This window comes from Xylanibacter brevis ATCC 19188 (assembly GCF_000621725.1).
Lineage (GTDB): Bacteria > Bacteroidota > Bacteroidia > Bacteroidales > Bacteroidaceae > Prevotella > Prevotella brevis.
Map to the genome: position 1 here is coordinate 139824 of NZ_JHXM01000003.1, position 26178 is coordinate 166001.

General features: G+C 51.3%; 21 protein-coding genes and 1 tRNA gene. 9 read left to right on the forward strand and 13 right to left on the reverse strand.

The genetic code is table 11. The annotated features are described in order from the left end of the window. Window positions 1–3 precede the first annotated feature (3 nt). The 4 genes from T433_RS0102500 to T433_RS0102515 are packed head-to-tail and all read right to left on the reverse strand — an operon-like array spanning window position 4 to window position 7052. On the reverse strand, window positions 4–1431 hold the full coding sequence (locus T433_RS0102500) for an alpha-galactosidase (protein ID WP_027454728.1): 1428 nt from the start codon (window positions 1429–1431) through the stop codon (window positions 4–6). Window positions 1432–1436: 5 nt separating this feature from the next. After that, window positions 1437–2249, reverse strand: a complete 813-nt coding sequence (locus T433_RS14405) for a SusF/SusE family carbohydrate-binding protein (RefSeq protein WP_162164158.1) — start codon at window positions 2247–2249, stop codon at window positions 1437–1439. A 22-nt stretch (window positions 2250–2271) separates the two neighbouring features. After that, window positions 2272–4023: a RagB/SusD family nutrient uptake outer membrane protein gene (locus T433_RS0102510; protein ID WP_428837366.1), complete on the reverse strand. Its 1752-nt coding sequence runs from the start codon at window positions 4021–4023 to the stop codon at window positions 2272–2274. Between the two features lie 26 nt (window positions 4024–4049). Then, window positions 4050–7052 carry a SusC/RagA family TonB-linked outer membrane protein gene (locus T433_RS0102515; RefSeq protein ID WP_027454730.1) on the reverse strand — a complete coding sequence of 1001 codons (3003 nt, stop codon included), beginning with the start codon at window positions 7050–7052 and terminating at the stop codon, window positions 4050–4052. Window positions 7053–7297: 245 nt separating this feature from the next. On the opposite strand from T433_RS0102515, the gene T433_RS0102520 reads away from it, so the two are divergent. Both T433_RS0102520 and T433_RS0102525 read left to right on the forward strand, forming a co-directional pair. Beyond that, on the forward strand, window positions 7298–8947 hold the full coding sequence (locus T433_RS0102520; protein ID WP_027454731.1) for a DUF6377 domain-containing protein: 1650 nt from the start codon (window positions 7298–7300) through the stop codon (window positions 8945–8947). 23 nt (window positions 8948–8970) lie between these two features. Next, complete coding sequence (locus tag T433_RS0102525; RefSeq protein WP_027449242.1) at window positions 8971–9333, forward strand: helix-turn-helix domain-containing protein; 363 nt, start codon at window positions 8971–8973, stop codon at window positions 9331–9333. 69 nt (window positions 9334–9402) lie between these two features. Here T433_RS0102525 and T433_RS0102530 read toward each other — a convergent pair whose 3' ends face one another. From T433_RS0102530 to T433_RS0102555, 5 genes are all read right to left on the reverse strand, one after another. Continuing rightward, window positions 9403–9585, reverse strand: coding sequence for a hypothetical protein (locus T433_RS0102530; RefSeq protein WP_211249738.1), 183 nt, complete (start codon window positions 9583–9585; stop codon window positions 9403–9405). A 176-nt stretch (window positions 9586–9761) separates the two neighbouring features. After that, window positions 9762–11411 (reverse strand): InlB B-repeat-containing protein, encoded by a 1650-nt coding sequence (locus T433_RS0102535; protein WP_428837367.1) that lies wholly within the window; start codon window positions 11409–11411, stop codon window positions 9762–9764. 371 nt (window positions 11412–11782) lie between these two features. Further along, on the reverse strand, window positions 11783–13216 hold the full coding sequence (locus T433_RS0102545; protein WP_027454734.1) for an amidophosphoribosyltransferase: 1434 nt from the start codon (window positions 13214–13216) through the stop codon (window positions 11783–11785). Between the two features lie 68 nt (window positions 13217–13284). Further along, window positions 13285–14244: a phosphatase PAP2 family protein gene (locus T433_RS0102550; RefSeq protein ID WP_027454735.1), complete on the reverse strand. Its 960-nt coding sequence runs from the start codon at window positions 14242–14244 to the stop codon at window positions 13285–13287. After that, on the reverse strand, window positions 14235–15248 hold the full coding sequence (locus T433_RS0102555) for an NAD-dependent epimerase/dehydratase family protein (RefSeq protein WP_027454736.1): 1014 nt from the start codon (window positions 15246–15248) through the stop codon (window positions 14235–14237). Before T433_RS0102555 ends, T433_RS0102550 begins: the two co-directional genes overlap by 10 nt. Window positions 15249–15322: 74 nt before the next feature. Between T433_RS0102555 and T433_RS0102560 the strand changes: the two genes are divergently transcribed. Then, window positions 15323–15967: a M15 family metallopeptidase gene (locus tag T433_RS0102560; protein ID WP_027454737.1), complete on the forward strand. Its 645-nt coding sequence runs from the start codon at window positions 15323–15325 to the stop codon at window positions 15965–15967. A gap of 125 nt (window positions 15968–16092) precedes the next feature. Next, window positions 16093–17073, forward strand: coding sequence for a TlpA disulfide reductase family protein (locus T433_RS15765; protein ID WP_052356953.1), 981 nt, complete (start codon window positions 16093–16095; stop codon window positions 17071–17073). 434 nt (window positions 17074–17507) lie between these two features. Here T433_RS15765 and T433_RS0102570 read toward each other — a convergent pair whose 3' ends face one another. Beyond that, the gene (locus T433_RS0102570; protein WP_027449251.1) at window positions 17508–18311 is read right to left on the reverse strand and encodes a gluconate 5-dehydrogenase; all 804 of its coding nucleotides are present in this window, start codon (window positions 18309–18311) and stop codon (window positions 17508–17510) included. A 233-nt stretch (window positions 18312–18544) separates the two neighbouring features. On the opposite strand from T433_RS0102570, the gene bamJ (T433_RS0102575) reads away from it, so the two are divergent. From bamJ (T433_RS0102575) to T433_RS0102595, 5 genes are all read left to right on the forward strand, one after another. Next, complete coding sequence (gene bamJ / locus T433_RS0102575) at window positions 18545–19153, forward strand: BamJ family beta-barrel-assembly machinery protein (RefSeq protein ID WP_027454738.1); 609 nt, start codon at window positions 18545–18547, stop codon at window positions 19151–19153. Between the two features lie 55 nt (window positions 19154–19208). Next, complete coding sequence (bamJ, locus tag T433_RS0102580; RefSeq protein WP_027454739.1) at window positions 19209–20060, forward strand: BamJ family beta-barrel-assembly machinery protein; 852 nt, start codon at window positions 19209–19211, stop codon at window positions 20058–20060. A gap of 2 nt (window positions 20061–20062) precedes the next feature. Next, window positions 20063–20965, forward strand: coding sequence for a BamJ family beta-barrel-assembly machinery protein (bamJ, locus tag T433_RS0102585; RefSeq protein WP_027449254.1), 903 nt, complete (start codon window positions 20063–20065; stop codon window positions 20963–20965). A gap of 361 nt (window positions 20966–21326) precedes the next feature. Beyond that, entirely contained in the window at window positions 21327–21800 is a 474-nt protein-coding gene (locus T433_RS0102590; RefSeq protein ID WP_027449255.1) for an Lrp/AsnC family transcriptional regulator, read from the forward strand. Then, on the forward strand, window positions 21797–23572 hold the full coding sequence (locus T433_RS0102595; RefSeq protein ID WP_027454740.1) for a membrane dipeptidase: 1776 nt from the start codon (window positions 21797–21799) through the stop codon (window positions 23570–23572). Before T433_RS0102590 ends, T433_RS0102595 begins: the two co-directional genes overlap by 4 nt. A gap of 51 nt (window positions 23573–23623) precedes the next feature. On the opposite strand, the gene T433_RS0102600 is transcribed toward T433_RS0102595, so the two are convergent. The 3 genes from T433_RS0102600 to T433_RS14415 form a co-directional block, all read right to left on the reverse strand. Beyond that, a complete protein-coding gene (locus T433_RS0102600; protein ID WP_027449257.1) occupies window positions 23624–24439 on the reverse strand; it encodes a TrmH family RNA methyltransferase in 816 nt (271 codons plus the stop codon). Window positions 24440–24460: 21 nt separating this feature from the next. Further along, window positions 24461–24532, reverse strand: a tRNA-Arg gene (locus T433_RS0102605). Between the two features lie 244 nt (window positions 24533–24776). Further along, a complete protein-coding gene (locus T433_RS14415) occupies window positions 24777–26171 on the reverse strand; it encodes a DUF5723 family protein (RefSeq protein ID WP_044109088.1) in 1395 nt (464 codons plus the stop codon). Between the last annotated feature and the right edge of the window lie 7 nt (window positions 26172–26178).

Genomic DNA, 26178 nt, shown 5'->3' on the forward strand with positions numbered 1-26178 from the left:
TGTTTATTTATTCGTCAATCTTACAATTTTACATCCATGTGCAGGAATAGTAGCAGAGAGTGTTCCGCTGATGTTTCCCTCATCAGCATGTTTCCAGAGGTCACGCATCTTCAGCGTGCCACTGATACCCAACTGACTCAAGTTCACGCTGACCGTAGCCGACTGGTCACCGCGGTTGAATAGTCCGACAATATAATCACCGTTGCTCATCGTGCCGTACCATATCTCGTTCTGCTTGTCGTTCAGTTGGTCACTAAGCGGTTTACCTACAAAACCGTCCTTGTTGAGAGCCAACAGTTCCGAGTTGGTATAGAACGACGTATTGTTACCTATGGTACTCTTCTGATCAGCAATAGACACGGGACCACCAGCCAGGAGCTGCAGCGAGACAGCCGTCTGCTTCTCAGCCTCGGTTGCATATTTGTTCAGTCGAAGGAAGTCACCGTCAAGTATCACCTTGTTACGACCAGCGATGTGCGACCAATAGACAAAACCATCAAACTGGTTCTTGCAGTTGGGCCAGTTTGTATAGGAACGACCCTTGTCGTGAGTGGAAGTATGATTCCATCCGCCATCTCCCGTATCAGCCACGATGCGAACCATATTACCATAACGGGCTTCCACTTCCGCATCATTATACATGTGGGGCATCACCAGCGAAGTGAAGATGCCATACTTCTTAGCCGACTGGGCGATGTAAGCCATTGCTCTTCCGTAGGCCTCACGTCCGTAGCCACGTCCCACCAGTCCTTGTCCACGGTCCTTACCATCCTCATACCACGACAGGAAGTCCATGCGGATGAAGTCCACACCCAAGTCATGATAATGCTTGAAGAAACCATCTATGTACTCCTGAGCGCCTGGTTGCGTGCTGACAACCCACGTAAACCAGAGGTCTTGCGTCGTGGGATTCTGCACAGCAGAGCTACCATTGTATATCAGGTTACCGAAGATATAGTCCGTTCCCTCTATCTTTGTATTGCGCGGACCATGAATCCACAAAGGGTTATCATAGACACCCAGACGCAAGCCCTTCGCCTTACACTTTGCGGCCAAGTCCTTCAAGGCCATAGAGCCATAGTGAGTCATATAGCCAGACTCATCCTTTGCCGTCATAGGGATAAAGCCGTCCGTACATATCATGTCGTAGCCATAAGGCTTCAAGTCGGTAGCCACCCATGAAATGATCTCATCCCACTGCTGTTCCGTGAGATCCATATCACTATTGGCCACGCCAGCAGCGCTCTGTTCGTAGCAGTATTCATACACGCTCCAGTAGAGCGGAGCCTTCACGCCATCATGTATTCCCTCCACCACGGGCAGTTCCGGCAGTTCATACTTAGGAGGATAACGCATCTCCACCTCGTCCTTGCACGACGAACACAGCATCGTCATTGCCAAGGCCATTGTCCAAAATATCATTTGTTTCATCTCTATTATTTCTTTTCTACGTGAATGGTATAGTTTTCCAAGTCGAAAGTGATGCTATAGGTTCCGGCCTCCGTCACGTGCCATTTATCGTCAGGGTTCGTTGTGTAAACGAAGTCGGAAGCCGAAACACCTGCAGACGATATCTCCACATCGCCCGAAGAAGGACGCAGGAACGGGCACGAGAAAGTACCATCAGGCTCAAGACAGGCTTTCATATCGCCCGTATTCAGGTTACCCTCCCACGTAAAGAGGTACTTATTCGACGCATCACGTGTCAGAGGAGTCGGATTATCCATACTCCAACCGTTAGGTGTCGCATCACCTATCATGTAAAGAGTCTCAGATTCCAGCGGATCTTTCTTCACCACGATCTCGCCCAACCACTCTGTGGACATCTGCCAGTGGCGCAAGTCAAAGGTCAGTCGATACTCTCCAGCTTCCGTCACACGCCATTTATTATCGGGATCACCAGCATGCATCTCAAACTTCTGATTGACCGTAGCTGTCTTGTTAATCTCCGTTCCGTGAATCTCAGGACGGATGAAGGCTGCATCCCAACTGCCAACCGTGAGGCAGAGTTTCATCTCACCCTTGTAAAGAGGTCCTTCCCAGACAAACACCAGCGCATCATCAGCCGTAGGTGTCAGAGGCGTCGGACTATCAATGCTCCAGCCATTAGGCGTCGCATCGCCGACCATATAGAGCGTTGAGGTCTTGATAGGCAGCTCACCCTCTATAATCTTCAGGTCCATCTCGCTATCGCAGGCTGTCATCAGCAGGGCTGCGAATGCTATCAACATATATTTCATAGGTTTCATCGTTATTTCGTTTTTGTCACTATCACTTGTTATATCCAGGATTCTGCACAAGCGCAGGGTTAGCATTCAGTATAGGACGCATGATGGGGAATATCTTCGTATGGTCGTCATCATCGGGCGTCTTGTCCCACCACGAGCCTGAAGTGAACTTGCCGAAGCGGATGAGGTCTATGCGACGACGGCTCTCGGCAAAGAACTCACGTCCCCATTCGTCGAGCATTTCCTTCATATCGAGCGTAGCAGCGCCATCAGGCTGATAGAGCACCGTAGGCAGATTGGCAGCAGGATAGTTGCGGCGACGCACCTTGTTGAGCAGTTTGCCAGCAGCAGTCTTATCGCCAGCACGAAGCTTGCACTCAGCCAGCGAGTAGATAATCTCGGGCAGTCGTATCTCCGTATAGTCGCTCTCCATCTGGTGAGCATCATTATCGGTATAGAAAGGGTACTTGGCAAAGTGCCAACCAGAGTTATGATCACCATCGCGCAGCGTGCTGCTGGTAGTCACGAGCCACTTGTTAGGAGCCAGGTCCTGAAACTTACCCACGGCATCGCGGATATAAAGGTCGTAGGGAGACTCCGGAGCCTGCACACGCTTGGTGGCGCCATTATCATCCTTGTACTCCAGATAGCCATAGAGGAACATACCCTCACGCTGACTATTACCCAGGTTGCGATAGAGTTTCATGCGCTCATCGCCCGCATATTTGCGGAAATGCTCCACAGGCATACCCAGCTCATAGGACAACTTTGTGCCGTTAGGCGCATAGCTTGGTGAAGCAGCATACTTCGTATTATGGTCGCCAGCCTTACACTTACTGTCGTTCAGATAGTAGCGGGCACGGGCAGGAACAGTCCACCAGTAGGTGTCACCCTGATACTGCCAGTAGCTATAGCCCGGGGCTGCAGGGAAGCCGAAGATCACCTCGTCGCACACATCGTTGTTCCAATCGAAGGCAGCATCCCAGCGATCAGCCACCTCATACTTACCATACTTGCCATCCAGGATATCCTGTGCCACCTGTGCACAGTCCGCATAGCGATCCTCATCGATATAAACCTTCGCATTCAAGTAGAGACGCACCAGCAGAGCAGCAGCACCAGCCTTGGTCCATTGTCCCTGCAGATTGGCTCCACTTCCCAGCTCCGTCTTCTCCGTAAGCAGCGGGAGGCACTCCTTCAGGTCGTTCTCTATGAGTTGGAAGATGACCTTAGGCTCCACCTGTGTCTCCGTGTTCTTCGACACATCATTGTAACTTACAGCCAAGGGCACGTTGCGGAAGCCATCCAACAGGCGCAGGTAGAACCAAGCACGCAGCACACGGCACTGTGCTTTCAGGTTGTTGAACTCCGCCTCCGAGAAGCCGAAGCGCGAAGGCGTCAGTGCGTTCAAGTCTTCAATCACATAGTTACACTGCATGATGCCCTGGAAACAACCATTCCATTCCGTCTGTGCGTCACCGCCATCCTCCACGTTCCAGTCGTGGTAGTGCAGTCGGCGCCACTTGCCACCATCATCCCACCAGCCGTCTCGTGTGGGAGTGATCAGCTGGTCGGCTGTCAGTTCGTTGAGCACATGTCTGCTCTGTATGCTCCAGAAGGCATGTTCAAAGGGACGGAACGTAGCACGGATCACGTCGTTCTTGGTGTTATAGTAGTTCTGCACGCCCACCTGGTCATAGAGTTTCTCGTCCAGGTCTGTGCAACTACTAAGTATTGCTGTACAGCATACAGCCACCACCATTTTATATATATAGCTCTTCATCTCTGCTTTCATGTTTTTGTTTCTCATTACTCATTGCGTTAGAAGTCCACTTGCAGTCCAACAATGAACTGGCGTGTTGATGGGAAATAGGTGCGCGAGCCTTGTCCGCCTGGTGTCAGACCGTTAACCTGATAGGTCGAAGGATCCACACCACTGAACTTAGTCAGCGTCAGGATATTCTTCATGGTGCCATAGACGCGCAGCCTATCCATGAAGCGCCAGTTGCGAGGGCTGAACGTATAGCCCAGCGTCATCATGTCGAGTTTCAGGTAGTCGCCACGTTCCAGGAAGTAGTCGCACACCACAGGGTTGGCCGATCCAGCTATGCTGTAGTTCTTGGCATAAGCCTTTTGCAGACGGTTACCCGTGAAGTTGCGCGTGCCATAGTAGAAGTCATGGATATTGAAGATATCATAACCGAAGGCACCACGGAAGAAGAGTGAGAGGTCGAAGTCGCGCCAGCGGAAGTTATGGCTCGACGACATCGTGAACTTAGGCATGCCGTTGCCCACCACCTGGCGGTCTTCATCGCTGGCCTGCGAAGCACGAATGATGTCGCCGTCCCTGTCATATACCAGCCACTCGCCATCGATAGTATGTCCGGCATAGCGCCACATGTAGAAGTTACCCAGCGACTTGCCTTTCTCAATGCGTTGCAGGTTGTAGAAGGGATAGGGATCCTCCGTGCCGCACACGTCGTAATAGTCCTGTCCCACGTACTGAGAGTTGCTGAAGTCCACAAACTCGTTCTTCATCGTTGTACCCACGATGTTCAGGTCATAGGAGAAGTCCTTTGTGTTCACCACCTTCAGGTTCAGGTCGAACTCGAAACCGGTGTTCTTCATCGTGCCCACATTGACGAAGGTCTCATCAAACAGATAAGGCGGAACGCTGACCTTGTAGTTGCCCAGCAAGTCCTGCTGACGACGGTTGAAGTAGTTCAGCGAACCATACAGACGACCATTGAACAGCGAGAAGTCCAGACCAACGTTCCAGTTCTTACCTTTCTCCCACTTCAGGTCGGGGTTCACATTCTTCGATGGTCCCCACACCTGGAAGTACTTACCATTATAATAATAGTAGCCGAAGCCCGTCATGGTGTTCAGTGAGAGGTAGCTTCCGAAGTCCTGATTACCCGTCACACCATAGTCGGCACGCAGTTTCAGGTCGCTTATCCAGCGAATATCCTTCATGAACTTCTCCGACGAGATGCGCCATCCAGCCGATACGGCGGGGAAGTTACCCCACTTATTGTCAGCACCAAACTTAGAAGAACCTTCGTGGCGCAGCGAGGCGGTGAAGAGATAGCGACCGTCGAAGTCGTAGCTCACGCGACCGAAGAAGGCTATCAGCTTTGCGTCGTTCTTGTAACTGCCCATCATCACCTCGCCCTCTTCCTTGGCATATTCGCCAGAGCCCAGGTTGTCGGCACCAAGACCATCGTTGGGAAAATCCTTGTTCTCGGCACTCAATCCAGAGTAGCGTGAGTACTGATAAGAGTAGCCCACCATTCCCTTAAGGTTGTGCAGACCTATGCTGCCACTATAGTTCGTGAGCCATTCCACCACCCTCTGACTCTCCTTGCCATACGAGCGGCTAGCCTCGCCGTCGCGACCGTTGTTGATGGCGATGGTACTTGTTGAGGGACGGAACCACGTATTGTCGTTGCTGTACTGATGATCAGCAAACATAATCTGAGTAGTCAGCCTGTGGCGCATCGTCTCGTCGTTGGCGAGCAACGGCAAGAGGTTAAGTCGCACCGTGCCATCCAAGTCCAGCAGACGCGTGTCGGCATGGTCGGTCTCCAGTCGCTGACGCTCCACAGGGTTCGAGCCTACCACCTGTCCCATGAAGTTATAGTAACGTACAGGATTCTCGGGATCCATGAGCGGTGTGGTGGGGTTCGCCTCGATTGCATCCTTGAAGACACTCCAGTCGGCATTGTCGCGGTCTATGATGCGCGGTGCGACATTGGCGGTTAAGGTAAACAGTCCATTCTTTGTTGTATGCATGATTGATGCGCGTGCGCCATATTCCTCGCGCTTAGAGCGCAGGTCTATGCCGTGGGCATTGCGATAGTCGGCACTGATGCGGTAGTTGCTCTTGTCGTTGCCTCCGCTCAGGGTGAGTGTATGCTGTACGGTAGCGCCCGTGCGGCTCACGGCATCGAGCCAGTCCACGTTGCCTCCCAGGTCCACACCGGTGTCGCCCCATCCTAAGCGCACGGCACGATAGTCCTGGGCGTCCATCATCTTCAGTTCCTTTTTGATCACGTCCCACGACATCATCGTTGAGTAGGAGGTGTGCATATTGCCGTCCTTACTGCCCTTCTTCGTAGTAACCACGATGACACCGTTGCTACCGCGCGTACCATAGATAGCTGAGGCGGCACCGTCTTTCAGAATATCGAAAGAGGCTATATCGTTAGGATTAAGGTTGGTGAGATTGCCACCGGGCACACCGTCGATGACAATAAGCGGGCCCAAGCCAGCCGAACGCGAGCTGACACCGCGTATCTGTATGCTGGCCTGGTTGTTTGGATCGCCGGCACCTGTGTTGGTGATGCTGACGCCCGCTACCTTACCCTGAATCATCATCGAGGGATCCAGCGAACTCACTGTCAGGAAGTCTTTCTCGCCTACGTGCGACACGGCCGATGTCAGTTCTTTCTTGTCCATCGTTCCGTAGCCCACCACCACTACTTCGTTCAGCACCTTGTTGTCTTCTGTCATCGTAATGGTGAGCTGTGTCTGTCCGTTCACTGCCACCTCTCGGGTCTCGTAGCCCAGGTAGCTAACCACCAGCGTGGCCTTTGCAGGGACATTCATCACGAAGCGACCGTCCAGATCGGTGATGGCACCCGTAGCCCCTTTCTTTCCTTTCTGAACCACAGACGCGCCTATGATGGCGTCGCCCGAGGCATCTTTCACCAAGCCTTGCACGCGTACCTCTTGTGCAAGTAGTCCTAAAGGCATGAGCAGCAGGATTAACATGCTGGCCACCCATCGGACGGATCGTTGTCTTTGTTGTCTAATTCTCATGATAATCATCAGATTGTTTTTGATGTTATTGTTTCGTTTTTAGGATTTCGATGGCAAAGGTAGTGCATTACCCATGAAGTTATATCACATAGTAATGGCTTGGTAAATATATCAGATCCACATAGACATAAATCAATTTGATAATCAGTAAGTTATAAAAGATATTAAAATCCTCATAGTAAACACCTCCGTTTCCCGTTGTTTTGTTATTTTTGCAACATAATTACTAAACTATATAACTTCGCATGGTCAGAATCATTCTATTACTAACCCTCGTCATGCTGTCTTCCGCGGTGAAGGCAGACAACCAGCAGCTCTATGAGGAACTGGATGCCACAATAGCGAAACGTGGACAATACATAGAGGCAAAGGAGAACCAGATTGCCTTTTTGAAGAAGAAACTGCGCACGGAGCGCGATAGCAGCGCCATGCTGAAGGTGGTGGAGGATCTCTACAGCGAGTATCATGTCTATCAGTTTGACTCGGCCATGGTCTATGCTAACCGCGGACTGACACTGAGCCAGCGACTGGGCAATCGTTACTATACCGACCTGTTCACGGTCTATGTGGCTCAGATCATGGCTATTGGCGGACTCTATAGCGAGGCAATGGCCTTTCTCGACAACTTCAAGCCGGCGGAGGCCGACAAGCGGTTGCTCTTCAAATACTATTTCACCTACTTTAATATATATGCCTATTGGAGCGACTATTGCGGCGATACAACCTTCACGCCCCACTACCGGCAGAAGGCCAACGAATACTTGCGCGAGGCTATGCAGCACGCTAATCCGCAAGACCCCGACTACCAGTACTACAAGGGCGAACAGATGGTGTATGTGACTGCCAACAGCAAACAGGCTCGCGAGCACTATCTGCGCATCCTCGACACCACCGAGGAAACATCGCGCATCTATGCGATGTCGGCCTTTGCCTTGGCTGGCAACTACAAGGTGGACAACCAGATGGAGAAGTACGAGGAGTATCTCATACGCTCGGCCTTGAGCGACCTGAAGTGCTGCACCAAGGAGAACATGTCCATGCAGGTGTTGGCAGAATATCTGTTCAGCCTCAGCGACCAGCATATCGAACGGTCGGAGCGCTACATCAACGTGTCGATGGAGGATGCCAAGTTCTACAACAACCGTCTGCGCATACTGGAGATATCGCGTACGCTGCCGCAGATCATGCTGCGCTATCAGGAGACGGTGAAGACGCAGAACCGCGCCTTGCGCTACTCGCTGCTCTTCATCTCGCTGCTGGTCGTTGCCATGTTGTGGGCCATCTGGCTCATCTATCGCAAGAACCGCCTGCTGGCGTTAGGACGTAGGGAGTTGGCGGATAGTAACATGCAGCTGACTGAGGCCAACCGCCAGTTGGCTGTGTCCAACGAGCAGCAGGGCATTCTGAACCAGAAATTGGTGGACACCAACAAGCGCCGCGAGGGACTGGCGTCCATCTATATAGACCTCTGTGCACAGTACATTGACAAGCTCAACAAGTACCAGACGCTGGTGAAGCGCAAGATCAAGGCGAACCAGGCGCAGGAGCTATTGCAGACCATCTCCTCTACGCGCATCTCCGAGGAGGATGCAGCCACCTTCCTCACCCGTTTCGACAAGGCTTTCCTGGAGCTCTACCCCACCTTCATCGATGAGTTCAACGAACTGCTACTGCCCGAGGGGCGCATCCTGCAGAAGACGCCAGGCACGCTGACCACCGAGTTGCGCACCTTTGCTCTTATTCGCCTGGGGGTGAAGAAGACCACCGACATCGCCGACCTGCTCTTCCTTTCCTCACAGACCATCTACAACTGCCGTTCTCTGGTGAAGAACAAGGCAATCAACAAGGACACTTTCGACGACGATGTACTACAACTGTGCACCGTGATTAAATAAAGGATAAGTTAAGAGGAACGATTATGAGTAAGATTACAAAAGAACAATATGAGTTTGCATTGGCACGAATTGAGGAGCTATTGCCAATTGTTGACGACAACACACCAGCCAACGACCGCAATGCCGTAGAGCTAACAATGATGTCAAACATAGTCATAGATTATGAAAAGGAGCATTTCCCCATCAACAAGCCAACAGTTGCACAACTGATTGAGTTATCGCTTGAAGAAAAGCAGATGAGTCAGAAACAGTTAGCAATTGAAATTGGTGTCAGTCCTTCTCGCATCAACGACTATGTCTCTGGCCGAGCAGAACCTACATTAAAGATTGCTCGCCTTCTTTGCTCCACACTTGGCATTACGCCTGCAGCTATGTTGGGCTGCTAATAACATAAAACAATGCCGCTACCCGTTCTGCAGGTAGCGGCATTGTTTTTATATAACGATAGCGCAGGATTAGTAATCCCCTTCATCGTCGAAGTCGAAGAAGCGGGAGAGGCCTTCACTATCTGCATCTTCATCAATCAGGTTTTCTGAAGTTAATTCGCCCTCACCATTCATTGCGAACGAACCAGCGAGAACAGTTTGTATCTCAACTTTAGTCATAGCCATTTCGGGCTTCATATATATCTTTTTCATATCTTCTTTCGTTTTATTGTTCTTAATGTGGCCGCCTTTGGCGGGAAGGTTTAGCTCGACGGCCGAAGGGAAAGTCAAATTTTTCAAAATTTGGTTCAGAATTTTACAGAATAATTTTCTTTTTCCTGAATAATTTTGATTTCAATTTTATATAATTTCCTGCGAAGCAGCCTCCTTTACTTAACTATTACCTTTTTACCATTCACGATATAAAGTCCCTTTGCAGGCTTCATTACCTTGCGTCCCATCAAATCGTAAACAGAGCCCCCACCTTTGGATATTGCAGGGACAAGGTCATATATCCTTGCAACCACTTCATCATTAAGTTCTAGACTGATACGGGCATTGTTAGTAACAGACTGCAAGTAAGCACGGTTCTTGGCTACTGTTTGACCTGCTGCCTGATAGAAGCCCACCACTCCGTTTTTCTTGTTCAAGATATAGTTATAAGGACCTGTACCCGTTGCAACAGCAGCACCAGTACCACGAACGAATGCATTATCAGCATCTGCCCATGCGGAAACACTTGAAGCAACAACAGGAACGGAATAAGTATCCTCGTCGCCTTGCAGAAGCACGCCCTCGCCTGCTGGTACAGTTGTCACCTTGGTAAAGGTAATAGCACCTTGATCATCTACAACAGCTTTGTATGCTTTCAGGCCAGTAACGCTAGTATAGTCCAAGTCAAAGTCACTAACATAGGTAGCAAATCCTGCTGCAGAAACAGCAACTTCCTCATTTGGTACTGTTGTGCAGTAGCCAGAGAGTGTTTTATATGTTATAGAAACATCATCTACATATCTTACTGCTGTTGTATTATAACAATGAAAACGAACATACAGAGTTTTCTTACCATCAAAGTCCTTTGACTTCAAAGAGTAAGCTCCATTATCATCAAAAGAACTCATCGCATAAGTTGAAACAGCAGTCCAACTAGATCCATCTTCGGATGTTTCTATATATACATTATAATTATTATTATTCGTTTTCCTAGCAAAGGCAAAAGAGAAATTTGTCACATTTACTTTATTTTTGAAAGTCACATAAGAGTTTGCAGTATTAATCTTTCCAGAGTAACTTCCAGAGTTCTTACTTTCATTACTTTGCGCAGGACCCGAAATTGTCCAATCATCGTCTGATGAAGTTTCAAATCCATATGTTTTTACTGTCATTGGAGCTTTGGCTAATACTGCGTAATAAATAGCATCAGCTGTACATGTTGCAGAAGTCACATAAGTAGGAGCCGTATTTTGAGGGACATCTAATGTACTGGCTCTCCATCCCACAAATGAATAACCTGTCGGGATTGAAACTGGGGCAGCGAAATCAATTGCTGTGTTTTCTTCTATATTCTCTGTTTTAACGATTACACCATTCACACTCCATTTTATCTCGTGGGTAACCACAGCCTCAAAACTTGCAGTAACTGTCGCATCAGCTGTACCCATGGTGATTGTTGTTGAAGCAGCCTCATCGTCATCAATTGTTGCACCTGTACCTGTAATAGTCCATCCCGTGAACTTATAGCCAGCATTAGCGTGCGCCTCTATTGTCGTTGTAGAACCCTCGCGTACAGATGTAGCGCCCAAGTCAATTGTTCCTCCAGCCACAGGGTCAGCTACAGAAGACAACGTGTGCGTAGGAATTGCTTCAAAGTTAATTCTAATAGTGCAATCAGTAGAAGCAGTTACTGAGAATGTATTATCTTCATTGTTTGTTACCGTAGCAGTACCACTGGTCACTGTATATCCTTCTGCACCAGATTTTACTCGATAACCAGATTTTGGCGTAGCAGTAATGGTTGTTGTACCAGATACTGTACCCATGTCTTCGTCATTGGAAACGGCCGTGATTGTATAGGAAGCTGCTGCAGTATATGTAACTGTAATCGTATTTATCTTACCAGTACCTGTTGCTGTCAATGTAACTGATGCTGCATTACCAGTCCATGTTCCATCACTAAAAGCTCCCACATTTGCAGAGAAAGTATCTACCGTGCCAAGGAGTGCGTGCTGAAGAACATTCCCGAGGAAGAGGCCGTAGAACGCCTGCTGGAACTTATCAACAGCGACCGTGCCGCCAAGGCGTAAGTTCGCTGACAATAAACGAAAATAAAAAAGAAGACCCGAACATGATGTTCAGGTCTTCTTTTTTTATATCAATGCTGCTTCGGCTTATCCGAAGCCTTAGCTTTGCTTTAACCAAAGAACTCGCCGTCACCCTGCTGATCGTAGCTGCTGCCATCGAAACAGTGAGTACATACGCTGTTCTTGGGCAAGCCGATAGAGGCTACAAGGTCCTCGAGTGTGGCAAACTTCACAGAGGTGAGGCCCAGTCGGCGGGCTATCTCATCGACCATGCGCTTGTATTCAGGCGAGTCGGTCTGTGCATACTTGTCGAGCATGGCCTTGTCGTCGCCCTCGAAGTCGCGGATGATCTGACGCGTGATCAGCTCCATGTCGCTCTTTGAAGAGGTGAAGCCAATGAACGGACAGCCATAGACCAGTGGCGGACATGAGATACGTACGTGTACCTCCTTGGCGCCGTTCTCGAAGAACTCGCGCACATTGTCGCGCAACTGCGTGCCACGCACAATAGAGTCGTCGCAGAACACGATGCGCTGATCCTTCAGGATGTTGCCGTTGGGAATCAGCTTCATCTTGGCCACCAGGCTACGACGCGCCTGATTGTTGGGAGTAAACGAGCGAGGCCATGTGGGGGTATATTTCAGCACGGCACGCTTGTATGGAATCTTGGCACCGTCGGCATAGCCCAGCGCCATACCTACACCCGAGTCGGGGATGCCACATACCAAGTCTGCTTCTACATGATCTTTCTCGCCCATGCACTTACCATTGCGCTCGCGTACCTCCTCGACGTTGATGCCCTCGTAGCAAGAGGCAGGGAAACCATAGTAAACCCACAGGAACGAGCAAATCTGACAGCGCTTGAAGGCTGGCTGCATCACCTCTACCGAGTCGCTCTTCACCTTGACAATCTCGCCAGGACCGATGTCGCGCACGGTCTTATAGCCCAGATTGGGGAAACTGGTGCTCTCGCTCGACAGGGCGTAGCCGTCTTCGCGGTGGCCCAGCACGATAGGTGTGCGGCCCAGGAAGTCGCGTGCAGCAATGATGCCGTCCTCGGTCAGGATCAGCATAGAGCACGAGCCCTTAATCTTACGATAAACCAGGTTGATGCCATCCACAAACGTGTTGCCCATATTGATGAGCAGCGCCACGAGCTCCGTTTGGTTCAGGTTGTTGGCGCTCTGCTCGCTCAGGTGCATGCGCTGTGCCAACAGCTCGTCGGCAATCTCGCGCAGGTTGTTGATCTTTGCCACCGTGACCACGGCATAGCGTCCCAGATGTGAGTTAATGATGATAGGCTGAGGGTCGGTGTCGCTGATGACGCCTACGCCCTGATTGCCTGAGAAATCGTCGAGTTCATCTTCGAACTTCGAACGGAAATAGTCACGCTCCAGCGAGTGGATGCTACGCGAGAATCCCTTCTCTGTATCGTAGGTTACCAAACCTGCACGTCGTGTACCAAGGTGTGAATTGTAGTCAGTTCCGTAAAACAAATCGTTTACGCAACTCTTCGTAGAGATTGTGCCAAAAAAGCCGCCCATAATTGTTATCGCTGTGTTGATTAAAATCGGGTGCAAAATTACAAAAATCTCGCTGAATGCGCAACATTTCAACGAGATTTTTTGTATATATATCTTAAAAGGAAATAATAAACTGTACCAACAAATACACCGGCCACGGCATCAATGGCGTAATGGGCCATGATATAAAAGGTACCGAAGAACATCAGCACGGCGCAGGGCAACAGGCAGAAGAACAGCCAACGGCTGCGGGCCTGCCACGCCAGCCACAACAGGATGGTGGTGACGCCCACATGACTGCTGGGGAAAGCGGCGGTGGGGCGCTCGCCGGCGTCGTGCGAGATGATGGTGAGCTGATGGAACAGTCCGTCTTGCCATCCGGGAATGGGCAGACAGTCGGTGTTGTTTTCAAAATAGTAGCCCACGTTGGGGAACACACCTTGCGCTATCTGGTCCACCCCTACGGCGCAGTAGTAGAACTGCGGGCCGGCCACGGGCAGGAAGATAAACACCAGGTAGAACAGGAAGAAGCCGCCCAGCATGATGAATGCCATGCGGTCGAAGTCTTCAAAACGCTTGAAGAGGTAGTAGAGCATCACGACCACCATGACCACATAGTAGCTCTCATAGCCCATCTTCACCAGTTCGCTGACCAGCGGTTGCGGGTATTGCTGGGCAAAAAGCAGTGCGGGCTGACAGCCGAAGAGGGTCTGTTCCCACTGTGCAAACACGTGGTCCAGATTGGGCAGCACGCGGTTCAGCTCATACGTATCGGGATACCACAGGCCCAGCAGCAACATTTGTGCCAAGGCACGCAGAAACATGGTGAAGCGGCAAGGCTTCAACGCATAAATCTCTTTCAGTAGGAATATGGCTGCCAGCGTCTGCAGACGCACGCTCAGCATGGGCATCAGGTGCATTTCATGACCGAACGAATAGTAAGTCATGAGTATTGAAGTAAGCACCAGGTAGGCCATGATGAGCCATTCGAAGGCCAGGAATCCCTGGCGGGGTTGCTCGTCGCGAGCAAAGAGTTGCTTTAAATCCATCCGTTATCTTGATACCATTTCACGGTGAGGGGCACTCCCCTCTCCAGTGTGTATTGTGGGTTATAGCCCAACTCGCGTCGGGCGGGCTCTATGTCGCAGCGCCAGTTGCGCTGCTTCAGAATGTGATACTTGTCGTTGTTCAGTGCGCTGATCTTACCACGCAGATGACCTATCTTGTCGCCAAACCAGGTGACCACGCGCAGCACCCATACCGGGGCGGTGATACGAATCCACCAGGGGTTGCCCAGTTCGCGGCGAATCAGATCAGAGAAGGTGGTTGACTGATAGACCTCGCCATCGCTGAGGAAGTACTTGTGGCCCACCTCGCCATGTTCCAATGCCAGGAACACAGCCTGCACCACGTCGAGCACATAGACGAAGGTGATGTCCTGACGGGTGAAGCCCACGGCGAAGTCGCTGTGCTGCTTGATGCTCTGCACCATCAGGAAGTAGTCGCGCTCACGGGGACCATAGACACCAGTGGGGCGCAGCACGATATAGGGGAAGGGCTCACCTGTGGACGAGGCGCTGTTCAGCGAGTCCAACCAGCGCTCGGCTTCCAGCTTGCTCTTGCCATAGGCGGTGTTGGGCTGCGGTGTGTCGGTGTCTTTTATCTCGGTATATGGCTGCTGTTCGCGGATGGCGCCATAGATGCTGAGCGAACTCAAATACACGAAGCGCTTCAGCGGCATCTGCAGTGCCATCAGCGCACGCACCAGGTTCTTGGTGCCCTCGGTGTTCACACGGAAGAAGTCGTCGGTGTTCAGGCATTTCGTCACACCGGCAGCATGCACCACATAGTCGAACTGATGCGGGCGCAGCTGCTCCTCCAGTCTGCTCTGGCTCGACAGGTCGAGCTCCAGGAAGTGCAGTCCGTCGATGTTCAGGAAGTCACGTTTGCTACTGCCACGCACGGCTGCCCAGGTGTCAAAGCCCTGGCGCACGGCCTCTTCGCAAATGAACGAGCCAATGAATCCGCTGGCTCCCGTGATAAGAATCTTCATAGATATTGAAATTTGGGTGCAAAGGTAGTAATTATTAAACGAAAATATGTATATTTGCAGCAAAAATTAATGTTATGAAATGGCTCTTATATATTAATATGGTGATGCTGATGCTCTGCGCGCAGGGCTGCAAGGCACAGTGTGAAGACTTCAGTATCAGCGAGATCAGCGACTCCGTGTGGAACGTGATGCAGGGTAAAACCTACCACAAGAACCCGCACATCCAGCGCTCGGACCTGCGCTACATCCGCGTGCTGCACTGGGACTACGATGGTAAGACGCGCCGGGGCGAGATGGTGTGCAACAAGCTCATCGCCGAGGACCTCATCGACATTTTCCGCCAGCTCTACAAGGCGCACTACCCCATCGAGCGCATGGTGCTGCCCGACAACTACGATGCTGACGACGAACGACAGATGCGCGACAACAACACGTCGTGTTTCTGCTATCGCGTCGTGGCCAACTCGAAGACGCTGTCGAAGCACGCCATGGGCATGGCCGTGGACCTGAACACGCTTTACAATCCCTACTACCGCCGCTACCCCAGCGGAAAGGTGGTCATTCAGCCCACCACCGGCAAGCCTTACTGCGACCGCTCGAAAAAGTTCCGCTATAAGATCACCAGCGACGACCTGGCTTGTCGCCTCTTCAAGAAGCACGGTTTCACGTGGGGAGGCGACTGGAAGTCGCACAAGGACTACCAGCATTTCGAGAAGTAAACACAGTGTAAACATAACATAAAAAAAGCAAACTTCTGAGCTTTTTGACGACTATACAGAGAGAATCAAAGAGAAAATAACTATTTTTGCAGTCGAAACTTATTAATAAAACAACACAACAGAAAATGAAAAGACTTTTTTCACTGGCTGCACTACTGGCAGCAGCACTGCCTTTCATGGCACAGACACAGTTCACCGTGAAAGGTACGGCTCATAAAGACGCCAAGACACTGGCCTTGATGGAGATAGGCACGAACCAACAAAACGAGACCATCAACGTGACCAACGGCACTTTCACCATCAATACCGACAAGCCCGAAGGCACGGTGATGGTTATCATGGATGCTCAGAACAACCTGTTCAACATGTTCGTGGTGGATGGCAAGGAGATGACGCTGGATATGAACACCGACGAGGTGAAGGGCTCGGCACAGAACATGGCACTTGCCAAGTTGGCGCTCGCCATGAGCAAGGCAAAAACGGAAACAGAACAGGAAGAGGTACTGCGCCAAGGACTGGCTGCTAACCCCAACAATGCTGTGGGCGCCTTCGCCATGTCGCAACTCATGTATGTCATGAGCTACGACGAGCTGAAAGCAGAGATTGAGAAGGATGCGCCCTACCTGAAACACCCCCTGTGTGCCAAGGTAAAACCATACTTGGAGTCGCTGGCCCTGCGTGCACCCGGCACCATGTTCAAAGATATTGAAGAGGCCGACACACTGGGCAACAGCCACAAGCTGAGCGAATATGTGGGCAAGGGCAACTATGTGCTGATAGACTTCTGGGCTTCGTGGTGCGGACCCTGCATGATGGAGATGCCCAACGTGAAGGCTAACTTCGAGAAATACAAGGCTAAGGGCTTCAACGTGGTGGGCCTGTCGTTCGACCGCAATGCAGATGCTTGGAAAAAGGCTATCGTCGAGAAGGAGCTGAACTGGACGCACCTCTCAGACCTGAAGTTCTGGCAGACCATTGCTGCCCAGACCTACGGCATCCGCAGCATTCCTTCGAGCATCCTGTGCGACCCCACCGGTAAGATCATCGCCTTAGACCTGCGCGGCGAGAAGCTCGGCAACAAGCTGAAGGAGATTTACGGTTTCTAATCACGCACCATAGCATCATTATAATACGCTAAAAAGGGCCGTTTTGAACGCGAAAAGAGGCACTCTTGCCATCTGATAGAAGGCCTCTTAAAGTGCAATACCAAAGCCCTTGTTTCTGACCTAGCCCCTGGAGAGCTTGCTTCTAGCCCCTAGAAGTGCCGCATCCAGGGGCTAGATCTGTTCTGTCTAGGGGCTGGATGCGCGCGCTCCAGGGGCTAGATGGACACCAAAAGTGGCACTATTGCAGCGCAAAAGTGGCACTTTTACAAGATAAAAGCATAACTATTACATGATAAAAGTGCCACTTTGGCAAAACAAAAGCAAAGAGATGGCAAAACGAAACACACCCCGATGGTTGCCGGCAGCAAACCATCAGGGTGTGTTTTTTTGTTTTCTATGCGCTCTGTTAGAGCTAGTTAAGACAAGTCACGGAGTTACTTAGGCTGCTTGCCGATGTAGGCCAGAATACCGCCATCGACGTAGAGCACATGACCATTCACGGCGTCTGAAGCGTGAGAAGCCAGGAACACAGCAGGACCACCCAGCTCTGAGGGGTCGAGCCAACGACCGGCAGGAGTCTTGGCACAGATGAACGAGTCGAACGGATGACGGCTTCCATCTGGCTGACGCTCGCGCAGAGGTGCAGTCTGAGGTGTGGCGATATAGCCCGGGCCAATGCCGTTGCATTGGATGTTATACTCGCCATATTCCGAACAGATGTTGCGGGTCAGCATCTTCAAACCACCCTTGGCGGCAGCATAGGCGCTGACTGTCTCGCGACCCAGTTCGCTCATCATAGAGCAGATATTGATAATCTTACCCTCGCGGCGCTCCATCATCTCGGGAATCACGGCCGAAGAACAGATAAACGGACCAACCAGGTCGATGTCGATGACCTGCTGGAACTCGGCACGCTTCATCTCGTGCATGGGGATACGCTTGATGATACCGGCATTGTTGACCAGGATATCGATCTGGCCTACCTCTTCGTGAATCTTCTCTACAAGAGCCTTGACAGCATTCTCGTCGGTAACGTCGCAGACATAGCCCTTCACGTTCTCGATGCCAGCCTCCTTGTAGTTGTCCAGTCCACGCTGCAGAGCAGCCTCGTTGATGTCGTTGAAGATGATGGTCTTAGCACCGGCAGCCACGAAAGCCTTGGCGATGTTGAAACCAATACCGTAGGAAGCACCTGTGATCCAGGCGTTCTTACCCTCTAAAGAAAAAATATTAGCCATAATTAGTTTTATTTATATAGTAATTGTTTTCGATGGGCAAAGTTACAAATTAATTTCCAACCGCCACCATATTTGTCCCGTTTCTTTAGAAAAACTTACTTAAAAAAACTAATTTTTGACCGGTGAGACAAAATTATTCATAATTCATCGTGCTATATTCATATTTATTTCCTAACTTTGCACGGCTTTTTAAGAGTAGAATACACATTATAATATAAAGAGAAAGAAAAGAAATGGATAAAGTAAGCTACGCCCTGGGACTGGGCATTGGACAGCAGTTGGCACAAATGGGCGCCAACGACCTGAACGTAGATGACTTCGCACAGTCTATCAAAGACGTGCTGGCAGGTAACGAACTGAAGGTTTCGCACCGCGAGGCACAGGAGATTGTGCAGGAATACTTTGCAAAGAAAGAAGAGAAGCTGAACGCCGAGCGTGCCGAGAAGGGCAAGGCTGCCAAGGCTGAAGGCGAGAAATATCTGGCTGAGAACGGCAAGAAAGAGGGCGTCATCACCACCGAGAGCGGACTGCAGTACCAGGTGCTGAAAGAGGGTAACGGCAAAAAGCCATCGGCCAAGGACTCAGTGAAGTGCCACTACGAGGGCTTCCTCATCGACGGCACCGTGTTCGACAGCAGCGTACAGCGCGGCGAGCCCGCCACCTTCGGACTGCAGCAGGTCATCGCTGGATGGACCGAGGGTCTGCAGCTGATGCAGGAGGGTGCCAAGTATCGCTTCTTCATCCCCTACCGTCTGGCCTATGGCGAGGGTGGTGCAGACGCTATGATTCCTCCTTTCGCCACACTGATCTTCGACGTAGAACTGCTCGAGGTTGTGAAGTAAGCCTCGGCTGGACAGCAGAACGAAACAACATAACAACAATAACAAATAAACAACAATGAAAAAGTTAACATTTGTGGCCGGTATGGCCATTGCTGCTGTAGCACTGGTATCGTGCGATGGCGGCGCACCTAAAGCAAGCCTGAAAAGTGACATCGACACACTGACCTATGCCATCGGTGTAGCAAACTCTCCCTACATGAAGCAGATGATCCAGGACACTGCCTACACTGCTGAGTTCATCAAGGGTATCAAGGATGGTGCTAACGCTGGTGACGACAAGAAGAAGGCTGCCTACTTCGCAGGCTTCCAGCTGGGTCAGGAGATTGGCAACCGTTGGAAGAAGGGTCTGAACGAGCAGATCTACGGTGCCGATACCACCAAGACTATCTCTATGCGCAACCTGTTGGCCGGTCTGATTGGCGGTATCAAGGGCGACGCTACCATGACTCCCGAGGAGGCTGGCGAGACCGCTCAGCGCCTGATGGACCAGATCCAGAAGACACAGCAGGAGAAGGCTAAGAAAGAAGGCGAGGCTTTCCTGGCTGAGAACGCTAAGAAAGAGGGTGTGAAGGTGACCGAGAGTGGTCTGCAGTACAAGGTGCTGAAGGCTGGTAATGGTGCTATCCCCAACGACTCTTCTATCGTTCGCGTAAAATATCGCGGTACACTGGTTGACGGTACTGAGTTCGACTCTTCTAGCAAGTATGGCGACGAGCCCGCTACCTTCCGTGCAAACCAGGTGATCAAGGGTTGGACCGAGGCACTGACCATGATGCCTGTAGGCTCTAAGTGGGAGCTTTACATCCCCTATCAGTTGGCCTACGGTGAACAGGGTTCTCGCGGCATCCGCCCCTACTCTGCACTGATTTTCGAAGTAGAGTTGGTTGAGATTAAAGACGCTGAATAAGTATGAAGAAATCACTCATCATTGCACTCGCCATCATGGCGGGTGCTTTCTGTTCTACCGCACAGGCCGGTAAGAAGAAGGATAAGAAAAAGAAGCAGGAGAAGACCGAATGCTGCGTGGCTCCCGTGGTGCTGACCAACAATCACGACACGCTGAGCTATGCTGCCGGCCAGATGATCACCAACGGACTGACCAGCTACCTGAAGAACCAGTTTGACGTGGACGAAACCCAGATGAAGGACTTCGTGCGTGGCTTCAACGAGGTGGTGAACGCTGCCGACACACCCGAGCAGAAGGCTCGCCTGGCTGGTATGCAGATTGCTGCCCAACTGCTGCAGCAGATGCTGCCCGGCATCACAAAGGAGTTCACCGACACCCCCGACACCATCGTCAAGCAGGTGCTGTTCCGCGGTTTCACCGACGCACTGCTGAACGACAGCACGGTCAAACTGGCTAAGCCCGCCGACGAGCTGTTCCGCGACCTGCAGCAGAAGAACAAGGATGCTAAGGCCGAGAAACTGACTGCCGAGGGACGTAAGTTCCTGGAGGAAAACAAACTGAAAGAGGGCGTCATCACCACCGAGAGCGGACTGCAGTACAAGATACTGGTGCGCGGCGAGGGCGAGGTGCCACAGAAGACCGACAAGGTGAAGGTGCACTACGAGGGCCGACTGATTGACGGCACCGTGTTCGACGCTTCGTCAAAACACGGCACCGAGCCTGCCACCTTCCGTGCCGACCAGGTCATCAAGGGATGGACCGAGGCGCTGACCATGATGCCCGTGGGCTCAAAATGGCAGTTGTATATTCCTCAGAACTTGGCCTACGGCGAGCGTCAGGCCGGACAGATTCCTCCCTACTCTACGCTGATCTTCGACGTGGAACTGGTAGGCATTGAGAAGTAACAACACTCGACAAGCCTCTCGCAAACCTAGTTTTTTGTCAATCGAATGTAGTTTTTGTCCTTTTTAAAACTTTTATTCTTCATTATTTCGCGATACAAGGTATTTGCATTACCTTTGCAGAAGAAAAAGAAAAGCCAAAACAAACTACGTAAAAATATATTAGGTTTTAGAAACGAGAGGAAAAAGAAGTCGACAGGAAACAGAAATTACGATGACCCGAAGCCTAGAATAGGCAGAAAGGTCATCGTTTCTTTATGTAAGTGAGTTGAATACTTTTTCGAAAAATATTTAGCTAAAAACTTGCATTTTTCATTTCTTTTACTTACTTTTGCTTTCAGAATGCTAATCAAATAGTAAAAGAATGGAAAAAATAGACAACCTAGACAAGCGAATATTGAGCATCTTGTCAAAAAACGCACGTATCCCATTCAAAGATGTTGCCGCAGAATGTGGCGTATCAAGAGCAGCTATCCACCAGCGCGTACAGCGCCTGATAGACAATGACGTCATCACGGGTAGCGGATTCGACGTTAACCCTAAGTCGCTGGGCTACAAGACATGTACTTACGTGGGCATCACCCTGGAGAGGGGCTCGATGTATAAGGACGTGGTGAAACGTCTGGAACTGATTCCTGAGGTGGTGGAGAGCCACTTCACCACAGGTCCATATACCATGATGGTGAAACTCTACGCACGCGACAACGAGCAGCTGATGAACCTGCTGAACGGACAACTGCAGGAGATTCCCGGCGTGGTAGCCACAGAGACGCTGATCTCGCTGGAGCAGAGCATCAAGCGTGAGATACCGGTACACTTTGACGACGTAGCTGAATGAACACATTTGACCTTAAGTCACAGACGGCCGATGCCTACAAGCAACTGCATGCTGCGAAGCAACGGCCCGTCGTTGGTATTACGGGAAACTACAACGAACAGACCTGCAAACTGGCCGAGGGTTACTACAAACAGATCATAGCAGCCGGCGGCACTCCTGTCATCATACCACCCACCAGCGACAAGGCGGCCATCATGAGCGCCTTGGAGGGCATCGATGCGCTACTGCTGAGCGGTGGTGCCGACTATAACCCGCTCTACGCTGGCGAAGAGCCCTGCGCAAAGTTGGGGGGCATCAACACGGAGCGCGACCTGCCCGAACTGCTGATCACACAACTGGCCTTCAATCGCCAGATGCCTATCCTGGGTATCTGCCGCGGCATTCAGACACTGGCCATGGCACTGGGCGGACACGTGAAGCAGGATATCTCAGACATCCAGACGGTGAAGCACTCGCAGGATGCCGATCGCGCCACCGCCACCCACACGGTCACCGTGAAAGAGGACAGCACGCTATGCGCTATCTTCAAGCCGTCTGTCAGACAAGATAATACGCGCAAGCTGGCCGTGAACTCGTTTCACCACCAGGCGGTGGACAACCCCGGACCGCACTTCCGCGCGGTGGCACACGCTGCCGACGGCATCATCGAGGCTATCGAGAGCACGGAGTACAAGTCGGTGCTAGGCGTGCAATGGCACCCCGAATGCATGGGCGAGGACGGACTGCCACTGTTCTGCTGGTTGGTGAGCAACGCCAAGGAATACCACGAGGTGCAGAAGGTGCACGACCGCATCCTGACATTGGACACCCACTGCGACACGCCGATGTTCTTTGACCTAAAGGTGGACAGCGGCGAAGCCGAGCACTTCGGACAGAGCATCCACTTCGAACAGCGCGATGAGCGCATCCTGGTGGACCTGCCCAAGATGACCGAAGGCCGACTGGACGCCACCATCATGGTGGCCTATATCCCACAGAAAGGACTGGAGGTGAGCCCGAAGGCGTATGCCGACGGCATCTTCGACCAGATAGAACGCATTGCAAGAGAGAATAAAGACTATCTGAGCATTGCGCACACACCAGCAGAACTGCTTGTCAACAAACAGGCAGGACGCAAGTCGATCATGCTGGGCATTGAGAACGGTCATGCCATTGAGGGCAAGATAGAGCATCTGGAGCACTTTGCACAGCGTGGTATCGTCTATATGACGCTGTGTCACAATGGCGACAACGACATCTGCGACTCGGCCAAAGGGAGCAAGACGCATGGAGGCGTCAGTGCTTTTGGCGAACAGGTGATCAGGCGGATGAACGAGCTGGGCGTGATGGTGGACTTGAGCCATGCGGCTGAGTCGAGCTTCTACAACGCCCTGGAGATCAGCAGCACGCCCATCGTGTGCAGTCACAGTTCGGCAAGAGCGCTCTGCGACCACCCACGCAACCTCACCGACGAACAGATGCGTGCGCTGGCTAAGGCTGGCGGCGTGTGCCAGATTACGCTCTACCCTGGCTTCCTGCGCACCGACGAGAAGGCAACCATCATGGATGCCATGCAGCACCTGGAGCATGCCATCGAGGTGATGGGCATCGACCACGTAGGACTGGGCACCGACTTCGACGGCGATGGTGGTGTGCCAGGACTGGCAGATGCCAGCGAGCTATCTAACTTCACTCGACAGCTGTTGCAGCGCCGCTATAGCGAAGCTGACATACAGAAGATATGGGGTGGAAACTTCCTAAGGGTGATGCAGCAAGTGCAGCAACATCGTTAGGAGAAAGAACAAAGACACTTTGCTTCCGAGAAGAAAAAAGGAAGCAAAAAACTAAGCTTTCGGATTGCGCTGGCGTACGGCCTCGAAGAGCAGGATGGCAGCGCTCACAGATACATTCAACGAGTCAAGACGGCCCAACATCGGAATACGGATGTGGGCCGTCGCTGCTTGGCGCCACTGGTCCGTCAGTCCGGTTGACTCTGTTCCCATGACAATAGCCGTAGAACGACGCATGTCGGTGTCGTAGTAGAGATGTGAGTCTTGCAACTGTGCCGTCAGGATGCTGATGCCACGCTGCTGCAAAAAGCGAATGCACTCCTCACTGCTGCATGCCACCGTGGGCACCGTGAAGATGGCGCCAATACTGCTACGAATAAGATTGGGATTATAAAGGTCTGTCAGGGGATCGCAGACAATGACGGCGTCGGCCTGTGCAGCATCGGCAGAACGAAGGACAGCGCCCAGGTTGCCGGGCTTCTCAACGCGCTCGAGCACCACAATCAGGGCATCCTCGCGCAACTGCAGGTCTTCCAACTGAAGCTGGCGGGTGCGCACCTCGGCAATGACGCCTTCGGTGGTGCCACGATAGGCCACCTTCTCATAGACTTGCGGGGTCAGCTCGAAGACATGAACATCCGAGGGGAGCGAACGCAGCAGCTCGTCGGTCTGAGCCTCATCGACATAGAGCGAAGGACAAATGAAGAGGGTGTCGAGCTGATAGCCCACCTCCACACAATGTTGCACCTCGCGAAGGCCTTCTACTACGAAAAGACCTGCCTGGCGGCGTTCTGATGATTTCTGTTGGAGTGCCAGCAACCGCTTCACCTTGGGGTTCTGAGCACTTGATAAAACGGATGCTGCTGTCATGTCGTGATCAGTTTTAAGGTGTACCCCGACCGAGAATCGAACTCGGAACTAAGCTTTAGGAGAGCCTTGTTATATCCATTTAACTATCAGGGCAACATTCATAAGTGGTTGCAAAGGTACGAATAAGTGAGAGAAAAACCAAATATATTTGAGTTTTTCCGAACGAGAGTACTTTAGAACGAAGTTCAAAGGTACGAATAAGCAAGCGAAAATGCAAATTAATTTGCAATTTTCCGAGCGAGAGTACCTAAGAACGAAGTTCAAAGGTAAGAATAAAAAGTGAAATGCAAAAGAAAAGGTCGCTTTTCTTTTGCATTTCACTTATATAGGAATGACATTAGAATGCCACGTTCATACCCAAGTTGATATTCATGTTAGACTTGAGGGGCACACCCTGCTTAGCCTGTTTACCCATGATGTGGTCCATACCGATGAAGATGTTTGCACCTACGGGATGGATGTTCAGAATCCAACCAGCACTGGTTCCGAAGTCGCTGACAGCCACGTTGACACCACCATCGAGCCATTTCAGTGGCTTCCAGTTGGCGCTCAGACGGCCCTCGGTCCATGAGAAGTCACCATTGAAGCGACGGGTGCCCAGGAAACCGAACGACATTTTGCGATACATAGGCAACTCATATTCCACGCCCAGACGTGCTGTGGCACCAACACCGGTGGTCTTGCTACCCTTCTCGCCCGTGTCGCGCAGATTGGCAAACTCGGCCAACTGATCGCCATACTCATCAAGACGGTCATCGAAGGTGTCGCCATTGCCATCATCGTTCACCGACATATCCTGGAAACCATTGAAGATAAACTCCTTGTTGGGATTCACGGCTGTGACATGCTCTGACCAGTTGATGAAACCAAGGTCGGTCAAGGCTGCGCTGACGGTGAGCTCGTCGAGCACCTTGTAGGTGGCACCGAGGTCAACAGCAAAACCGAAGCCACCAACGCCTCCGCCATCAACATCAACGTCGTCGATATGCTCGTAGGTGCCGGGCTTGGTCTTAAACTCTGAATTCTTTGACTTGAACTTGAAGCCCTTCATCATAACATCAGCCTTGGCATCGGCTGTGATGCGCCACTGCTGGGCATTTGGCAACAGCTCAGCATGCACATTGTTCATGGTGAAGTCTGCACGACCAGCACCTATCAGGGCTTTCACCTTGGCACCAACGCGCAACTTGTCGTTGATACTGCGAGAATGGCCGAAAGCTACCTCAGCAAAAGAGTGAGCATGCATATCCAGATCACTGAAGTCATAAACACTGTTGCTCAGATCCTTAGCAAAGCGGAAGAAATCGTAGGGCAGTGACAAGCCCATCATAGTACGCTCGTTGATTTCAATGGTGTTGTAACCACCAAAGCCCTTAAAGCCTACGCTCACGAGGGTGAGACGAAGATCGAGGTTGAACTTATTGGCACCGCTGTGGAAGCCCTTCAGAGCCTCATCGACAGACACGTCGGGGTGCATAAAGGTGCGATCGTACTTACCGGTGGTTGGGTTCTTAAACAACAGGTCGCCCAAACCGAAGTTTCCCTGGGTGCGCACGTTGAGGTTGCCCAAGACGGGGATGGCCACATAGCCCTGGTCGTTGCCAAAGGCTGGGTTCATGTCATGACGATACTTATAATCCTGCGTGAAGTAAGCAGAATTCAGTTCCTGCGCCATAGCCTGTGTTGACACGGCCATGACAGAAGCGGCTAAGATATACTTATATAGTTTCATAGTCTTT

What these genes read in the sequence shown, in the direction of transcription:
- T433_RS0102500 (WP_027454728.1), bottom strand. Translation starts at nt 1,431, where the DNA reads ATGAAACAAATGATATTTTGGACAATGGCCTTGGCAATGACGATGCTG.
- T433_RS14405 (WP_162164158.1), bottom strand. Translation starts at nt 2,249, where the DNA reads ATGAAACCTATGAAATATATGTTGATAGCATTCGCAGCCCTGCTGATG.
- T433_RS0102510 (WP_428837366.1), bottom strand. Translation starts at nt 4,023, where the DNA reads ATGAAAGCAGAGATGAAGAGCTATATATATAAAATGGTGGTGGCTGTA.
- T433_RS0102515 (WP_027454730.1), bottom strand. Translation starts at nt 7,052, where the DNA reads ATGAGAATTAGACAACAAAGACAACGATCCGTCCGATGGGTGGCCAGC.
- T433_RS0102520 (WP_027454731.1), top strand. Translation starts at nt 7,298, where the DNA reads ATGGTCAGAATCATTCTATTACTAACCCTCGTCATGCTGTCTTCCGCG.
- T433_RS0102525 (WP_027449242.1), top strand. Translation starts at nt 8,971, where the DNA reads ATGAGTAAGATTACAAAAGAACAATATGAGTTTGCATTGGCACGAATT.
- T433_RS0102530 (WP_211249738.1), bottom strand. Translation starts at nt 9,585, where the DNA reads ATGAAAAAGATATATATGAAGCCCGAAATGGCTATGACTAAAGTTGAG.
- T433_RS0102535 (WP_428837367.1), bottom strand. Translation starts at nt 11,411, where the DNA reads ATGGGTACAGTATCTGGTACAACAACCATTACTGCTACGCCAAAATCT.
- T433_RS0102545 (WP_027454734.1), bottom strand. Translation starts at nt 13,216, where the DNA reads ATGGGCGGCTTTTTTGGCACAATCTCTACGAAGAGTTGCGTAAACGAT.
- T433_RS0102550 (WP_027454735.1), bottom strand. Translation starts at nt 14,244, where the DNA reads ATGGATTTAAAGCAACTCTTTGCTCGCGACGAGCAACCCCGCCAGGGA.
- T433_RS0102555 (WP_027454736.1), bottom strand. Translation starts at nt 15,248, where the DNA reads ATGAAGATTCTTATCACGGGAGCCAGCGGATTCATTGGCTCGTTCATT.
- T433_RS0102560 (WP_027454737.1), top strand. Translation starts at nt 15,323, where the DNA reads ATGAAATGGCTCTTATATATTAATATGGTGATGCTGATGCTCTGCGCG.
- T433_RS15765 (WP_052356953.1), top strand. Translation starts at nt 16,093, where the DNA reads ATGAAAAGACTTTTTTCACTGGCTGCACTACTGGCAGCAGCACTGCCT.
- T433_RS0102570 (WP_027449251.1), bottom strand. Translation starts at nt 18,311, where the DNA reads ATGGCTAATATTTTTTCTTTAGAGGGTAAGAACGCCTGGATCACAGGT.
- bamJ (WP_027454738.1), top strand. Translation starts at nt 18,545, where the DNA reads ATGGATAAAGTAAGCTACGCCCTGGGACTGGGCATTGGACAGCAGTTG.
- bamJ (WP_027454739.1), top strand. Translation starts at nt 19,209, where the DNA reads ATGAAAAAGTTAACATTTGTGGCCGGTATGGCCATTGCTGCTGTAGCA.
- bamJ (WP_027449254.1), top strand. Translation starts at nt 20,063, where the DNA reads ATGAAGAAATCACTCATCATTGCACTCGCCATCATGGCGGGTGCTTTC.
- T433_RS0102590 (WP_027449255.1), top strand. Translation starts at nt 21,327, where the DNA reads ATGGAAAAAATAGACAACCTAGACAAGCGAATATTGAGCATCTTGTCA.
- T433_RS0102595 (WP_027454740.1), top strand. Translation starts at nt 21,797, where the DNA reads ATGAACACATTTGACCTTAAGTCACAGACGGCCGATGCCTACAAGCAA.
- T433_RS0102600 (WP_027449257.1), bottom strand. Translation starts at nt 24,439, where the DNA reads ATGACAGCAGCATCCGTTTTATCAAGTGCTCAGAACCCCAAGGTGAAG.
- T433_RS14415 (WP_044109088.1), bottom strand. Translation starts at nt 26,171, where the DNA reads ATGAAACTATATAAGTATATCTTAGCCGCTTCTGTCATGGCCGTGTCA.